Genomic DNA, 15100 nt, shown 5'->3' with positions numbered 1-15100 from the left:
TCCAAAGAGGATTCCACATGACGCTCAGCTTCGATCCAGACAGCTTAACCCTGCCGATCGGCCACTTCATCGGCGACCGGCTGGTTCCAGCGGCAAACGGCATCGACATGCACCGCCCATCGGACGGCATCGAATATGCAGGTTGCCCCAAGGCGGATGCAGCCCTGGTCGATGAGGCGGTGCAGACTGCCAAGGCCGCGTTGAAGAGCAGCAACTGGGGCGGCGTGCGCCCGCGCGAGCGCACAAAGGTTTTGCAGCGCTGGGCCGACCTGATCGAACAGGAAGCCGAGACGCTGGCGAAAATCGAGGCGCTCTCCTCGACGCGACCGGTGGGCCAGCTGATCGCCGGCGATATCGCCGTTACCGCCGAACAGATCCGCTTCTTCGCCGAGTTTGCCGACAAGGAAGGCGGCGATCTGGTTCCGACCGACGATGCGAGCCTCGGCATGATCATGACCGAACCCTATGGCGTCGTCGGCGCCATCACGCCGTGGAATTTCCCCGTCTCCATGGCCGGCTGGAAGCTCGGCCCGGCGCTCGCGGCAGGCAATGCCGTAGTGTTGAAACCATCTGAAATGACGCCCTTCTCCAGCATCTTCATGGCGCAGCTGGCGATCAAGGCCGGATTGCCGGCAGGTCTCATCAACATCGTGCTGGGCGACGGGCCCGTGACCGGCAATGCCATCACCGGACACCCTGATATCTCCAAGGTCAGCTTCACCGGCTCCACCGCCGCGGGCGCCGCCATCATGGCCAATATCGCCCGCACCGGCATCAAGCCCATGACGCTGGAACTCGGCGGCAAGAGCCCGCAAATCGTCTTCGCCGATGCCGATATCGAGAAGGCGGCAGCGGCCATCGCCGGCAATATCCTCTCCAATGCCGGGCAGGCCTGTGTGGCGGGCTCGCGCATCATCGTCGAAGAAAGTGCGGCGGATGCCCTTTCCACTGCCATCATCGCCCGCATGAAGGCAGTGAAGCCCGGCCCGACCTGGGACGAGACGACGCAATATTCGCCGATCATCTCCGAGGTGCAGCGCAAGCGCATCGACGGCATCGTGCAGGCGGCGGTCGCCCATGGCGGCGAATGCCTGACGGGTGGCGCAGTGATGGATGGCCCCGGCTATTTCTATCAGCCGACGCTGATCGCCAATGTCGACCAGACCTCTCCTGCCGTCACCGAGGAAATCTTCGGGCCAGTGCTGACGCTGCAGACCTTCCGCACGGAAGAAGAAGCTCTGGCGCTTTCCGACCATCCGACCTACGGTCTGGCGGCGGGTCTTTTCAGCCGCGACGTCTCGCGCGTCATGCGCCTGTCCCGCGCCATTCAGGCGGGCACGATCTGGGTCAACCGTTATGGCCGCTCGCGCGACCACATATTGCCGACCGGCGGTTACAAACGCTCCGGCATCGGCAAGGATCTCGGACGCGAGGCCTATCTCGCCAACCGCAAGAGCAAAAGCGTCCTTATCGGACTGTAACAGGGGAAATGTCTTGAAAACGCATCGCATCGCACTCATTCCCGGAGACGGCATCGGCAAAAGCGTGACGGACGCCGCATGGCAGGTGCTCAACGCCGCCGCCAAAACCTCCGGTTTTGCGCTTGAAGGAAAGGAATTCCCCTGGTCCTGCGCCTTCTACAAGGAAACCGGCGCGATGATGCCCAAGGACGGCATCGAGACCCTGCGCGATTTCGACGCCATTCTGCTCGGCGCAGTCGGCTGGCCGGCGGAAGTGCCGGACTCTGTCTCGCTGCACGGCCTGCTGCTGCCGATCCGCAAGGCTTTCGTTCAATATGCCAATATCCGCCCGCACCGGCTTCTGCCCGGTGTGCAGGGGCCTTTGAAGGCGGATGGCTTCGACATTCTCTGCATCCGTGAAAACACGGAGGGCGAATATTCCGGCGCAGGCGGGCGCGTGCATCAGGGCACCGACGACGAGGTGGCCGTCGAGACCTCGATCTTCACCCGCAAGGGTGTGGAGCGCATCCTGCGTTTCGGCTTCGAACAGGCGCAGAAGCGCCGCGGCAAGCTCGCCTCCATCACCAAGTCCAATGCCCAGAAATATTCGATGGTGTTCTGGGACGAGGTGACCCACAAGCTCGCCACTGAGTATCCCGACGTCGAGGTTTCCAGCTATCACATCGACGCCATGGCGGCCCGCATGGTTATGGCCCCGGAAAGCCTCGATGTCGTCGTCGCCTCCAATCTCTTCGGCGATATTCTGACCGATCTAGGCGCGGCCATTCAGGGCGGCCTCGGTTTTGCCGCCTCCGCCAATATCAATCCTGACCGCAGCGCGCCTTCGATGTTCGAGCCGGTGCACGGTTCGGCCCCGGATATCGCCCATCTCGGCATCGCCAACCCCATCGCCGCCATCTGGTCCGGCGCAATGATGCTCGAGCATCTCGGTGAAAAGGACGCGGCCGCGCGTATCATGGCGGCGCTGGAAACAGCGACCGGCCGGGGTATCGGCACTGTGCCGGGCAAGGACAAGACAGACGCCATCACCGCCGCGGTTCTTGCGGCGCTCGACTGATTTCGGAGAATTATGATGCAGGGCTTGAAGGACAAGGAACTCTTTCGCCAGACGGGCTTGATCGGCGGCGCCTGGAAGGCGGCGGCATCGGGCAAGGCGGTCGACGTGATCGACCCGGCGACGCAGGCGGTCATCGGCACCGTGCCGGATATGGGCGGCGCGGAAACCCGTGCGGCAATCGAAGCCGCCAATGCCGCCTTCGGACCGTGGAAGAAAAAGACCCACGCGGAGCGCGCAGCGCTTCTCGAAAAATGGTTCGCACTGATGATCGACAATGTCGACGATCTCGGCCTGATCCTGACCACCGAACAGGGCAAGCCGCTGGATGAAGCGAAGGGCGAAATCCGCTATGGCGCATCCTTCGTCAAATGGTTCGCGGAAGAGGCCCGGCGTATCGGCGGCAGCACCATTCCTTCCCCGACGCCGGATCGGCGTATCGTGGTGCTGAAAGAACCGGTCGGCGTCTGCGGCATCATCACCCCGTGGAACTTCCCGAACGCCATGATCACCCGCAAGGTCGCGCCCGCACTTGCGGCCGGCTGCACCGTGGTCATCAAGCCTTCGGAATTCACGCCCTATTCGGCCCTGGCGCTCGGCGTTCTTGCCGAACGGGCCGGCATTCCTTCCGGCGTCATCAACATCGTTACCGGCATGCCGACGGAAATCGGCAATGAAATCATGGCCAACGAGACGGTTCGGAAAATTTCCTTCACCGGCTCCACCCGCGTCGGTTCGCTTTTGATGCGCGGCGCTGCCGACAGCGTCAAGCGCCTGTCGCTGGAACTCGGCGGCAATGCGCCCTTCATCGTGTTCGACGATGCCGATCTCGATCTCGCCATTGAGGGCGCACTGGTTTCGAAATTCCGCAATGGCGGCCAGACCTGCGTTTGCGCCAACCGCATTCTCGTGCAGTCGAGCGTTTATGACGCCTTCGCCAAAAAGCTGGCGGATCGCGTCGACGCCATGCGGGTCGGCCCCGGAACGGAAGCAGGCGTTTCCATCGGCCCGATGATCAACGAGCCGGCCATAGCCAAGATCCGCGCTCATATCGATGACGCCGTTTCCAAGGGCGCAAAGATCATCACCAGGCCGCACGATCTGCCGGAAGGTCCGCAATATACCGCCCCCGTGGTGCTGACCGGCGCCACGACCGGGATGCGGCTGGCAAGCGAAGAAACCTTCGGACCGGTGGCACCGCTCTTCCGTTTCGAGACGGAAGAAGAAGCCATCGCCATCGCCAACGGCACGCCCTTCGGCCTTGCCGCCTATTTCTATACCGAAAGCCTGAAGCGCGCCTGGCGCGTGGGCGAGGCGCTGGAATTCGGCATGGTCGGCCTCAACACCGGTGCGATCTCCACCGAAGTCGCCCCCTTCGGCGGCGTCAAACAATCCGGCCTCGGCCGTGAGGGCGCACAGGTCGGCATCGAGGAATATCTGGAGATCAAGACGTTTCATATTGGTGGGCTTTCCTGAGCCCGCTTCCTTCTCCCCGCCTAAAGGGCCGCTCCGCGGCCCTTCTTTTTGTGTGGAGACAGCAAAACGGCGGACAGCTGCTGTTAACTGATGGAACACCCACAAACCTCTCCTCCGTCATGCTCGGGCCTGTCCCGAGCATCTGCTACCGATTGATTTTACGATAAGTGGTCAGATCCTCGGGACAAGCCCGAGGATGACGTCGAGTGGGGAGGATGGTTCGTAAAAAGCCTGAGCGACAGGAAGCGAGCACTCTACTGAATCTTGTCCAGCATCTTGTAATAGAAGCCCACCAGCGGCAGGAACCACGGCTTGCCGAAATGACCCGGCACCGCCGGCCAGTCCAGCCCCTTCAGCGGGTTGTTATCCGGCCGCCCCAGAATGGCGTCGGCCATGATCATGCCGAGATGGGTGGAAAGCTGCGCACCGTGGCCGGAATAGCCCATGGCGTACCAGACGCCGTCATGGAAACCGGCGCGCGGATAACGGTCCTTGGTCATGTCCACCAGACCGCCCCAGCAATAATCGATCGGCACATGCGCAAGCTGCGGGAAGATGCGATGCAGGCTTTCCGTCAGTATCGCACCGCTTTTGGCGTCCGAACGCTGGTCCGACGTGGCGGAAAAGCGTGCACGGCCGCCGAAGATCAGTCGGTTATCCGGCGCGAGCCGGAAATAATTGCCGATATTCATCGAGTTGACATAGGTACGGTTGCCCGGAACCGAGGCCTGAACCTCGGCATCCGTCAGCGGCCGTGTAGCGATGATGAAACTGCCGACGGCGATGATGCGGCGACGGAAATAACCGAAGCCGGACGGCGTGTAAGCGCCGGTCGCCACCAGAACATTGTCGGCCGTCACCTTGCCGCGCGGGGTTTCCAGTTCATGGGTCCTGCCGTTCTGGATGTGCTTCGTCACCGCCGCATTTTCGAAGATCACCGCGCCATGACGGCTGGCGGCTTCGGCAAGGCCGGCCACATAGCGGCCCATATGCATCATCGCGCTCTTCTTCGAGAGCATGGCGCCATAAAAGGGCGAGCCGATCTCCGACTTGAGATCGGCCGCGGAAAGAAGCGCCGTATCGGGATCGACCTCGGCATGCAGCGCCTCGAAATTCTTCGCCAGACCTTCGAAATGCTGCGGCTTGGACGCGAGCTTCAGCTTACCCGAGCGGCGGAAGTTGCAATCGATGCCCTCCTCCGCAATCAGCCCCTCCAGCGTATCGATGGAGGAATCGAGCGCCCTGTAAAGGGCGATCGCGCGTTCCTTGCCAAGCTCGGCCTTGGCGGAGAGATAGGAATGGGCAAGACCATTGTTGAGATGCCCGCCATTGCGGCCAGAGGCGCCCCAGCCGACCCGCTCCCCTTCAAGAACGACCACCCGCGCGCCGGCCTTGGCCAGCTGGCGCGCGGCCCCGAGACCGGTGAAACCTCCACCGATGACGGCGACATCGTAATGACCTTCGACGGGACCTTGCGCGGCACCTGAAAATTGCGGCGCGGTATCGTGCCAATAGGAGACGAACTTCATGGTCCCGACCTTTCCTTACAATCCAACCACGCCTGCCAGGCCGGAAATATCGGCGATTTCGACATAACCGTAATAGGGATTGGCGGGCTCGTGACCGCGATTGACCCAGACCTTGTTCTTGATGCCGAGATCATGGGCCGACATCAGGTCGTAACGGAACGAGGAGGAAACATGCAGCATGTCTTCCGGACCGCAGCCCAGCATGTCAAACATATATTCGAAAGCCTTGAAGCGCGGCTTGTAGGCCTGCGCCTGCTCGGCGGTGTAAACCGCGTGGAAGGGCGCACCGAGCTTTTCGACATTCGACATGATCTGCGAATTCATGGCGTTGGACAGGATGACGAGGGGGATTTCCTTCGCAACCTTGGCAAGCCCGGCCGGAACATCGGCATGCGGGCCCCAGGTCGGAACGCGCTCGTAAACGAAGGTGGCGTCTTCATCGTTGAAGGCCACGCCATTGCGCTTGCAGCTGCGCGAAAGCGAATTGTGAACCACCTGGGCGTAGGGCTTCCAGTCGCCCATGATCTCATCCAGACGATAGGCCGCAAAATTCTTGATGAACTGCTGCATCTGCGCTTCATCGAGACGATCGCCATAAAGATCGCGAGCGGCCTCTGCCATCTGGAAATTGATCAGCGTGCCGTAGCAATCGAAGGAGATGTATTTCGGGCGGAAGATGGTCATGTCGTCGTCATCCTTGCTTGGGGATCGGCCGTGCCGGAATGAATTGATCATAGAAAGCCTTTGCCCGGTCGACGCACCGCAATTGCCATTCGCGGAAGCAGATTGTTGCGTATGCAGCCGCCAGTTTGGCAGAGAGTTGCGTCGAGGCAAACCGGAAGCCGCCGCCGGTCCCCGGTTTACGGCCGAGTGCGGACAAGATGCGGCATAAGATGCGGCGGCGGATAAAAGCAACAGCGAAACATATCGAACCTTCCCATTTGTCGGGACAATCTTCTTTCGGCATCGGTCTATCAATGAATAAGCAGAAAAACGGAGTTCCGGCATGCAGGCGAGCCTGATCGATATCCAAACGTTTCAACCGGACCACCTCGATGCGGCCGTTGAACTTTCCCGCCAGGCCGGCTGGCCGCACCGGAAAGAAGACTGGGCGCTGGTCCTTTCCCTGAGCAAGGGTTTCGTCGCCCTGGAAAACGGACGCGTCGTCGGAACCGCCATGGCGACGCTTCTCGGAGACACCTGCGCCACCGTCAATATGGTGATCGTGGACGAGAGCATGCGCGGCCGCGGCCTTGGACGCCAGTTGATGGGCGCGGCGATGGACGCAGCAGAAAATCGCGAGTGCCGTCTTGTAGCCACGGCCGACGGCCTGCCCCTTTATGAAAAACTGGGCTTCGCCGCCTGCGGCGAGGTGCTCCAGCATCAGGGCATTCCGGCCACGACCGACAGGCCGGAAGGTGTCACCTGGGCGGAAACCATCGATCCGGCCGAACTCGCCGCGCTCGATGCGCAGGCTTTCGGTGCGGATCGCAAGGCCCTCTTTGCAGCACTTGCCGACAGGGCGCGCTTCGCACTCGTGCAGGAACAGGGGGTCATCAAGGGCTTTGCCGCACTTCGCGCCTTCGGGCGCGGCGAAGTCATCGGCCCGGTCGTGGCGGAAAATGCTGAAATCGCGAAAGATTTGATCGCATTCGTGTTTTCTGAACGTCCCGGCGCATTCCTTCGTGTGGACACCACGGCCGATACGGGCCTTGCCCCCTGGCTTGCCGAACGCGGTCTTGGCCATGTCGGCGGCGGCATCGCCATGCGCCGGTCGAAAACCGAAATCCCCGCCGACAAAAAACTGAAAACATTCGCATTGACCAGCCAGGCGCTGGGCTGAATCCGGAGAGACCCCATGTTAAGCAATTCACTGATCGAACTGGATCGCGCCCATCTGGTGCACCCTGTCTCCTCCTTCCGCGGCCATGAGAAGCTGGGCGTGCGAGTGCTGCAATCGGCAAGCGGCGCCACCGTCACCGATATTACCGGCCATCAACTCATCGACGGTTTTGCCGGCCTGTGGTGCGTCAATGCCGGTTACGGCCATGACAGCATCGTCGAGGCGGCGGCAAAGCAGATGCGGGAATTGCCCTATGCTACGGCTTATTTCGACATTGGCAGCGAACCGGCGATCCGGCTTGCCTCCGAGCTTGCCGACCGCGCACCGGGCGATCTCAACCACGTCTATTTCACCCTTGGCGGCTCCGATGCAGTGGACAGCACCATTCGGTTCATCCGCTATTACTGGCATGCCAGGGGCCAGCCGCAGCGAGACCAGTTCATCTCCATCGAACAGGGTTATCACGGCTCCACCACCGCCGGTTCGGGCCTCACCGCCCTGCCGGCTTTCCATGCCGGTTTCGGCGTGCCCTACGACTGGCAGCACAAAATCCCGTCGCACTACGCCTACCGTAACCCGGTGGGAAGCGACCCGGCCGCCATCATCGCATCCTCCCTGCAAATCCTGAAGGACAAGATCGAGACGATCGGTCCGGACCGCGTCGCCGCTTTCTATGCGGAGCCGATCCAGGGTTCCGGCGGGGTTCTCGTGCCGCCTCCCGGCTGGATCAAGGCCATGCGCGACCTCTGCCGGTCCTATGGCATCCTTTTCGTCGCCGACGAGGTCATTACCGGCTTTGGCCGCACGGGGCCGCTGTTTGCCTGTGCCGACGAGGATATCGTGCCGGACTTCATCACCACCGCCAAGGGCCTCACCTCCGGCTACGTGCCGATGGGCGCCGTCTTCATGGCCGATCATGTCTATGATACAATAGCCGACTTCGCAGGCGAGGCCGCAATCGGGCACGGCTACACCTATTCCGCCCATCCCGTCAGCGCCGCCGTCGGTCTCGAAGTGCTGAAGCTTTACGAGGGCGGGCTGCTGGAAAACGGTCGCCGCGCCGGTCAAAGGCTGATGGCGGGGCTTGAGAGCTTGAGAAGCCATCCGCTGGTCGGCGATGTCCGCGGGCGCGGCATGCTCGCCGCCGTCGAACTCGTGACCGACAAGGACAAAAAGACCCCGCTGCCGGCCGCTGCGGCCCCCGCACGCAAGGTTTTCGACCGCGCCTGGGAAAACGGCCTGATCGTGCGCGCCTTTGCGAACGGTATTCTGGGTTACGCGCCGCCGCTCTGCTGCACCGACAGCGAGATCGACGCCATCATCGAGCGGACGCTGAAGACCCTCGACCAGACGCTCGAAGACCCCGCGGTGCGGGCCGCCATGGCCTGAGGCGATAGCCGGGTGGCGTTGCGGCACCCTCTCGAAATGTCGCAATGCACCGTATATTCGCAATATTCTGCCGAAGAGCCGATCCATTTCGGCGAATCCGGCGTGCCGAAAGTGCCAAACTATTAATGCAAACGGCACTAAACGCCATAAAAAAGGGCGTAATCGCAAATGGGAACGGGGCAAGGATCCCGTCCGGGAACAGAATAATCTGCCGCAGGCTCCCCAAGAGGCTTAAGGCGGCAAAGCGGAGACCGACATTGCCCAAAAAACTGAGCGACTTCAAATATATGAGCTTCGACGTGGTGGGGACCCTCATCGATTTCGAAGGCGGCCTGAAATCGGCGCTGGCCGCAATCGGTGCGGAAAACGGCGTGGAGGTCGATGGTGAAAAGGCACTCGCGCTCTACCGCGCGGCCCGTTATTCCGACGCGACCGACCTGTTTCCCGATGACCTCGTCCGCGTATACCTGATCATCGCTCCCGAACTCGGCCTGCCGGCGGAACGCGCATTCGGTGAGCGTCTGCGCGATGCGGCAAAAAGCTGGAAAGGCTTTGAAGACAGCCGCGCCGCCATGGCCGAGCTTGCCAAGACGCATCGCCTCATCGCCATGACCAACGCCCAGCGCTGGGCCTTCGAATATTTCTCGAAGGAACTCGGCAATCCCTTTCATGCCGCTTTCACGGCGGATGACACCGGCACCGAAAAACCCGATCCCGCCTTTTTCGAAAAGGTCTTCGCCTTTGTGGAAAGCGAGGGCGCATCGAAGCACGACATTCTGCACGTCGCGCAAAGCCAGTACCACGATATCGGCATTTCCCGAAAACTGGGCATGACCAATTGCTGGATCGAACGTCGCCACGCCCAGAAAGGATATGGCGGCACGATCGAGCCGGAAAACTTTACCGAGCCGGACTACCACTTCACCTCCATGGCCGGCCTTGCCGAAGCAGTGAAACAGACGGGCGGCTGAGCCGCCCCGCCAATGGCGTGCCGCGAACTGGGATGCGGCATGCCGGAAATTTCTTCAGACGCATTTCAACAAATCATACAAAAGGGGAAGACCATGAGTGACAGGATTACAAACTGGACCCGCTCCGACGACGCCGCCGTTGAACAGGCGATCCGACGCGGCGCAACGCGGCGCGAGCTGCTTCACATGCTGCTGGCGGGCGGCGTCGCCCTTTCCGCCGGCTCGGCCATCCTCGGCCGCGCCTCTGGCGCCGTGGCCGCAACGCCGGTATCGGGCGGCACGCTGAAAGCTGCCGGCTGGTCCTCCTCCACCGCCGATACGCTCGATCCGGCGAAGGCCTCGCTTTCGACGGACTATGTTCGTTGCTGCGCGCTCTACAACCGTTTGAGCTTCCTGGACGTTTCCGGCACACCGCAGCTGGAGCTGGCCGAAGCCATCGAAACGAAGGACGCCAAGACCTGGACTGTGAAGCTGCGTTCAGGCGTCACCTTCCATGACGGCAAGGCCCTGACGGCCGACGACGTGGTCTATTCGCTGAAGCGCCATCTCGATCCGGCCGTCGGTTCCAAGGTCGCCAAGATTGCCGCGCAGATGACCGGCTTCAAGGCTCTCGACAAGAGCACGGTCGAAATCACGCTGGCGAACGCGAATGCCGACCTGCCATCCATTCTGGCCCTGCACCATTTCATGATCGTCGCCGACGGCACCACGGATTTCTCCAAGGGCAACGGCACCGGCGCTTTCAAGCTCGAAAAATTCGAGCCGGGCGTGCGTTCGATCATGAGCAAGAACGCCAATTACTGGAAGTCTGGCGGCCCGCACATCGACAGCTTCGAATTCATGGCGATTTCGGACGACAATGCCCGCGTCAACGCCCTTCTCTCGGGCGATATCCAGCTCGCGGCCTCCATCAACCCGCGTGCGCTGCGCCTGCTCGACAAGCAGGACGGTGTCGTTCTTTCCAAGACGACATCCGGAAACTACACCAACCTCAACATGCGTCTCGACCAGGCACCAGGCAACAATGCCGATTTCATCGCCGGCATGAAGTCGATCGTCAATCGCGAGCAGATCGTCAAGGCGGCCCTGCGCGGTCTCGGTGAAGTCGGCAACGACCAGCCGGTTCCGCCGATGAGCCCCTATCACAATCCGGACCTCAAGCCGAAGGCCTTTGATCCGGACAAGGCGAAGTTCCACTTCCAGAAGGCCGGCCTCATCGGCCAGTCCATTCCGGTCATCGCATCGGATGCGGCAAGCTCTTCAGTCGACATGGCCATGATCATCCAGGCTTCGGCTGCCGAAATCGGCGTCAAGCTGGATGTGCAGCGTGTTCCCTCGGACGGTTACTGGAGCAATTACTGGCTGAAGGCGCCGGTCCATTTCGGCAACATCAACCCGCGCCCGACACCGGACATCCTGTTCTCCCTGCTCTACGCTTCCGACGCACCGTGGAACGAAAGCCAGTACAAGTCGCCGAAGTTCGACAAGATGATGCTGGAAGCGCGCGGCATGCTCGATATGGACAAGCGCAAGCAAATCTACTTCGAACTGGAAACGATGATCGCCGACGAAGCCGGGACCATCATTCCCGCCTATATTTCGAACGTCGACGCCATCAGCTCCAAGCTCAAGGGTCTGGAAGCCAATCCGCTCGGCGGCATGATGGGTTATGCCTTTGCGGAATACGTCTGGCTCGAAGCCTGATAGACCATGGAGCCGGGCGCGAAAATGCGCCCGGCAGCCTTTCCGTCATTGCGGAAAGCCTCCACAATCAGGCACGTCGCAGGAGCATGTGAATGAACAGCCGGATATTATCCCTTATCGCCAGGCGGCTGGTCGTCATGCTGACGACGCTGCTTATCGTGTCGTTTATCGTCTTTTCCGCCACCAGCCTGCTGCCCGGCGACACGGCGACGATCCTTCTCGGTCAGGCGGCGACGCCGGAGGCCGTGGCCGGCCTGCGCACCGCCATGCATCTCGACGATCCGGCCCTCCTGCGTTTCGTCCGCTGGCTTCTCGGCCTGCTGCAGGGCGAACTCGGCACGTCCTACGCCAACAACATGGCGATTGCCGATCTTATCGGCCCGCGCTTCGTCAACTCCATGAAGCTTGCCGGCATTACCACCATCATCGCCGTACCGCTGGCGCTCACCCTCGGCATCAGCTCCGCCATGCTGCGCGGCACGCTTTATGACCGGGCCGTCACCGTGCTGACCATCGGCGTCATCTCGGTGCCGGAATTCATGATCGCCACACTCGCCGTGCTGCTTTTCGCCGTCTATCTGAAATGGCTTCCGGCGCTGTCGCTGGTCAGCGAAGTTCACACGCTTTTCGATGTGCTGCGGGTCTATGCCATGCCGGTCATCACGCTGACCTTCGTCGTTTCCGCACAGATGATCCGCATGAGCCGCGCCGCCGTCATCGAGACGCTGGATACGCCCTATGTGGAAATGGCGCTTTTGAAGGGCGCGCCGCGCATGCGCATCGTGCTTCGCCATGCGCTTCCCAATGCGCTCGGCCCCATCGTCAATGCGGTGGCGCTATCGCTTTCCTATCTCGTCGGCGGCGTCATCATCGTCGAGACGATCTTCAATTATCCCGGCATCGCCAAGCTGATGGTCGATGGCGTCGCAACCCGCGACCTGCCGCTGATCCAGAGCTGCGCGATGATCTTCTGCGTCGGTTATCTCCTCCTCATCACGACGGCGGATATCATCGCCATCATGTCCAATCCGAGGCTGCGCTGATGGCCGACAATATCAAAACAACTTCGGGGACCTCGCGTTTGGGTTACAAGATCAACGCAGTCGGCGTTTTCGGCTTTCTCGTCATTTTTCTCTGGGCCATGGTCGCGATTTTCGCGCCCTATCTCATTCCGCATCCCGTCGGTGAAATCGTCGATCTCGATTATTTCGGGCCGATGACCTCTGATCTTTGGCTCGGTTCCGATTATCTCGGTCGCGACGTATTTTCCCGCATTCTCATGGGCGCGCGTTTCACGGTCGGCATCTCGCTCGCCGCCGTCACCATTGCCTGCACCTCCGGCGTCGTGCTTGGCATGTGCGCCGCCGTCATCGGCGGCTGGTTCGATGCGGCGCTCAGCCGGTTTCTCGATGCGGTGAATTCCATTCCAAGCAAGCTTTTCGGCCTCGTGGTCGTCGCCGCCGTCGGCTCTTCCATTCCGGTGCTGATCATCACGCTCTCGGTCATCTATACTCCGGGCGCCTATCGTTTCGCCCGGGCGCTCGCCGTCAATGTCAACACCATGGATTTCGTCACCGTCGCCCGGGTGCGCGGCGAAAGCCTGTTCTACCTCATCGGCTCTGAAATCCTGCCGAACATCGTCCGGCCAGTCCTGGCCGATCTTGGCGTGCGCTTCGTGTTCATCGTGCTGCTTCTGTCGGGCCTTTCCTTCCTCGGCCTCGGCCTGCAGCCGCCGAATGCGGACTGGGGCGCGCTGGTGCGTGAAAACATCGGCGGCCTGCCGTTTGCGGCCCCCGCCGTCATCTTCCCGTCGCTGGCCATTGCCAGCCTGACGATCAGCGTCAACCTGCTGATCGACAATCTGCCGCAGAAAATCCGCGACAGGAGCGAATAATGAGCAATCTCGTTGAAATCCGTGGACTGAAAGTCGAGGCCACCACCGATTCCGGCCGCCGTATCGACATCATCAAAGGCGTAGACATCGACATCGCCGATGGCGAGATCGTCGCGCTGATCGGCGAAAGCGGTTCCGGCAAGACCACTATCGCGCTGACTCTGATGGGATATGCCCGGCCGGGCTGCCGCATTTCCGGCGGCAGCGTCAAGGTGGCGGGCCAGGACATGGTGCAGCTTTCCGAGGCCGAACGCGCCAAAGTTCGCGGTACGAAAGTGGCCTATGTGCCGCAAAGCGCCGCCGCCGCCTTCAACCCGGCGCAAAAGATCATCGATCAGGTCATCGAAGTCACCCGCATCCACCATCTGATGCCGCCGCAGGAAGCGCGGACACGCGCGGTGGAACTTTTCAAGGCGCTATCGCTGCCCAACCCCGAGACCATCGGCGAGCGTTACCCGCATCAGGTGTCCGGCGGCCAGCTTCAGCGCCTCTCCGCCGCAATGGCGCTGATCGGCAACCCGAAGCTGGTGATTTTCGACGAGCCCACCACTGCGCTCGACGTCACGACCCAGATAGAGGTGCTGCGCGCCTTCAAATCGGCAATGCGCAAGAATGGCATCGGCGGCGTGTATGTTTCGCACGATCTCGCCGTCGTCGCCCAGATCGCCGACCGGATCGTTGTGCTGAAAGGCGGCGAGGTTCAGGAAACCGGTACGACCACGGATATCCTCGAAAATGCACAGCATCCCTACACGAAGGAACTGCTGACAGCCTTTCATGACAAGGCGCGTGTCATCACACCCGCCAAACAGGAGCAGGCAACGCCGCTGCTGGATATCGAAAAGCTGATTGCCGGTTACGGAACGAAGGGCGAAGACAAGATGCCGCTGGTGCGTGCGGTGGATAGCGTCAGCCTTTCGGTCTATCCCGGTCGCAATCTCGGCATCATCGGCGAGTCCGGTTGCGGAAAATCGACACTGGCGCGCGCCATTGCCGGCATTCTGCCGGCGGCCGGCGGTCATGTCATCTTCGAAGGCCGCGAGCTGGATGCGGATGCACGGCGTCGAACCGGCGACCAGCTACGCCGCATGCAGATCGTGTTCCAATATGCCGATACCGCACTCAACCCGTCGAAACCCATCGAGGATATTCTCGGCCGGCCGCTGACCTTCTATCACGGCATGAAAGGCAAGGCGCGCGACGCCCGGATCGATCAGCTTCTCGATATGGTGAAGCTGCCGCGCTCGGTGCGTCACCGCCACCCTTCCGGCCTTTCCGGCGGGCAGAAACAACGCGTCAATTTCGCCCGCGCACTTGCCGCCGAACCGTCGCTCATCATCTGCGATGAAATCACCTCGGCGCTCGATACTGTAGTCGCGGCCGCGATCATCGATCTTCTCGGAGAACTGCAGCGGGAGCTGAACCTCTCCTATATCTTCATCAGCCACGATCTCTCGGTGGTGGAAACCATCTGCGACGAGATCGTCGTGATGTATGGCGGGCAGAAAGTGGAGCATCTGGAAACCGAAGCGATCAAATCGCCCTCCCACCCCTATTCCAAGCTGCTGTTCTCCTCCGTGCCGAAACTCGACCCGACATGGCTCGACAATCTCCAGCAGGATGCAGAACTGGTGCGGGCGTTTTCGAAAAGGTGAGCTGGACGAATGCCAAACAGGTATGAGAACCTCTCCTCCGTCATGCCGGACTTGATCCGGCATCCAGCCACGACGCGTCTGCGTCGTGAAAAGAGTATCATGCA

The 15100-nt window shown here is 61.3% G+C and carries 13 protein-coding genes; 10 read left to right on the top strand and 3 right to left on the bottom strand.

Annotated features, from left to right (window positions below; genetic code table 11):
- Positions 1 to 17 precede the first annotated feature (17 nt).
- Genes EM858_RS02875 through EM858_RS02865 form a run of 3 tightly spaced genes read left to right on the top strand, consistent with a single transcriptional unit; the run spans position 18 to position 4011 of the window.
- Positions 18 to 1481, top strand: a complete 1464-nt coding sequence (locus EM858_RS02875; protein ID WP_127755746.1) for an aldehyde dehydrogenase family protein — start codon at positions 18 to 20, stop codon at positions 1479 to 1481.
- A 13-nt stretch (positions 1482 to 1494) separates the two neighbouring features.
- Positions 1495 to 2538 carry a tartrate dehydrogenase gene (locus EM858_RS02870; RefSeq protein WP_127755745.1) on the top strand — a complete coding sequence of 348 codons (1044 nt, stop codon included), beginning with the start codon at positions 1495 to 1497 and terminating at the stop codon, positions 2536 to 2538.
- 15 nt (positions 2539 to 2553) lie between these two features.
- On the top strand, positions 2554 to 4011 hold the full coding sequence (locus tag EM858_RS02865; protein ID WP_127755744.1) for an NAD-dependent succinate-semialdehyde dehydrogenase: 1458 nt from the start codon (positions 2554 to 2556) through the stop codon (positions 4009 to 4011).
- A gap of 254 nt (positions 4012 to 4265) precedes the next feature.
- On the opposite strand, the gene EM858_RS02855 is transcribed toward EM858_RS02865, so the two are convergent.
- Genes EM858_RS02855 through EM858_RS02845 form a run of 3 tightly spaced genes read right to left on the bottom strand, consistent with a single transcriptional unit; the run spans position 4266 to position 6582 of the window.
- Entirely contained in the window at positions 4266 to 5540 is a 1275-nt protein-coding gene (locus EM858_RS02855; protein ID WP_127755743.1) for an FAD-binding oxidoreductase, read from the bottom strand.
- Between the two features lie 15 nt (positions 5541 to 5555).
- On the bottom strand, positions 5556 to 6224 hold the full coding sequence (locus EM858_RS02850) for a haloacid dehalogenase type II (RefSeq protein WP_127755742.1): 669 nt from the start codon (positions 6222 to 6224) through the stop codon (positions 5556 to 5558).
- A 7-nt stretch (positions 6225 to 6231) separates the two neighbouring features.
- A complete protein-coding gene (locus EM858_RS02845) occupies positions 6232 to 6582 on the bottom strand; it encodes a hypothetical protein (RefSeq protein WP_127755741.1) in 351 nt (116 codons plus the stop codon).
- Between EM858_RS02845 and EM858_RS02840 the strand changes: the two genes are divergently transcribed.
- From EM858_RS02840 to EM858_RS02810, 7 genes are all read left to right on the top strand, one after another.
- Positions 6547 to 7383 carry a GNAT family N-acetyltransferase gene (locus EM858_RS02840; protein ID WP_127755740.1) on the top strand — a complete coding sequence of 279 codons (837 nt, stop codon included), beginning with the start codon at positions 6547 to 6549 and terminating at the stop codon, positions 7381 to 7383. The genes EM858_RS02845 and EM858_RS02840 overlap by 36 nt on opposite strands.
- A gap of 15 nt (positions 7384 to 7398) precedes the next feature.
- Positions 7399 to 8772, top strand: coding sequence for an aspartate aminotransferase family protein (locus EM858_RS02835; protein WP_127755739.1), 1374 nt, complete (start codon positions 7399 to 7401; stop codon positions 8770 to 8772).
- 257 nt (positions 8773 to 9029) lie between these two features.
- Positions 9030 to 9743: an HAD-IA family hydrolase gene (locus EM858_RS02830; protein ID WP_164865280.1), complete on the top strand. Its 714-nt coding sequence runs from the start codon at positions 9030 to 9032 to the stop codon at positions 9741 to 9743.
- A gap of 93 nt (positions 9744 to 9836) precedes the next feature.
- Positions 9837 to 11447, top strand: a complete 1611-nt coding sequence (locus EM858_RS02825; RefSeq protein ID WP_127755737.1) for an ABC transporter substrate-binding protein — start codon at positions 9837 to 9839, stop codon at positions 11445 to 11447.
- A 92-nt stretch (positions 11448 to 11539) separates the two neighbouring features.
- The gene (locus tag EM858_RS02820) at positions 11540 to 12490 is read left to right on the top strand and encodes an ABC transporter permease (protein ID WP_003524664.1); all 951 of its coding nucleotides are present in this window, start codon (positions 11540 to 11542) and stop codon (positions 12488 to 12490) included.
- Positions 12490 to 13341: an ABC transporter permease gene (locus tag EM858_RS02815; RefSeq protein ID WP_127755736.1), complete on the top strand. Its 852-nt coding sequence runs from the start codon at positions 12490 to 12492 to the stop codon at positions 13339 to 13341. Before EM858_RS02820 ends, EM858_RS02815 begins: the two co-directional genes overlap by 1 nt.
- Positions 13341 to 14996, top strand: coding sequence for an ABC transporter ATP-binding protein (locus EM858_RS02810; RefSeq protein ID WP_080854491.1), 1656 nt, complete (start codon positions 13341 to 13343; stop codon positions 14994 to 14996). Before EM858_RS02815 ends, EM858_RS02810 begins: the two co-directional genes overlap by 1 nt.
- Positions 14997 to 15100: the final 104 nt, after the last annotated feature.

Source organism: Agrobacterium sp. CNPSo 2736, from assembly GCF_004005385.1.
Taxonomy (GTDB): domain Bacteria; phylum Pseudomonadota; class Alphaproteobacteria; order Rhizobiales; family Rhizobiaceae; genus Agrobacterium; species Agrobacterium leguminum.
Note: the sequence above shows the minus strand (reverse complement) of the source record. Positions and strands in the feature narration are given on the sequence as shown.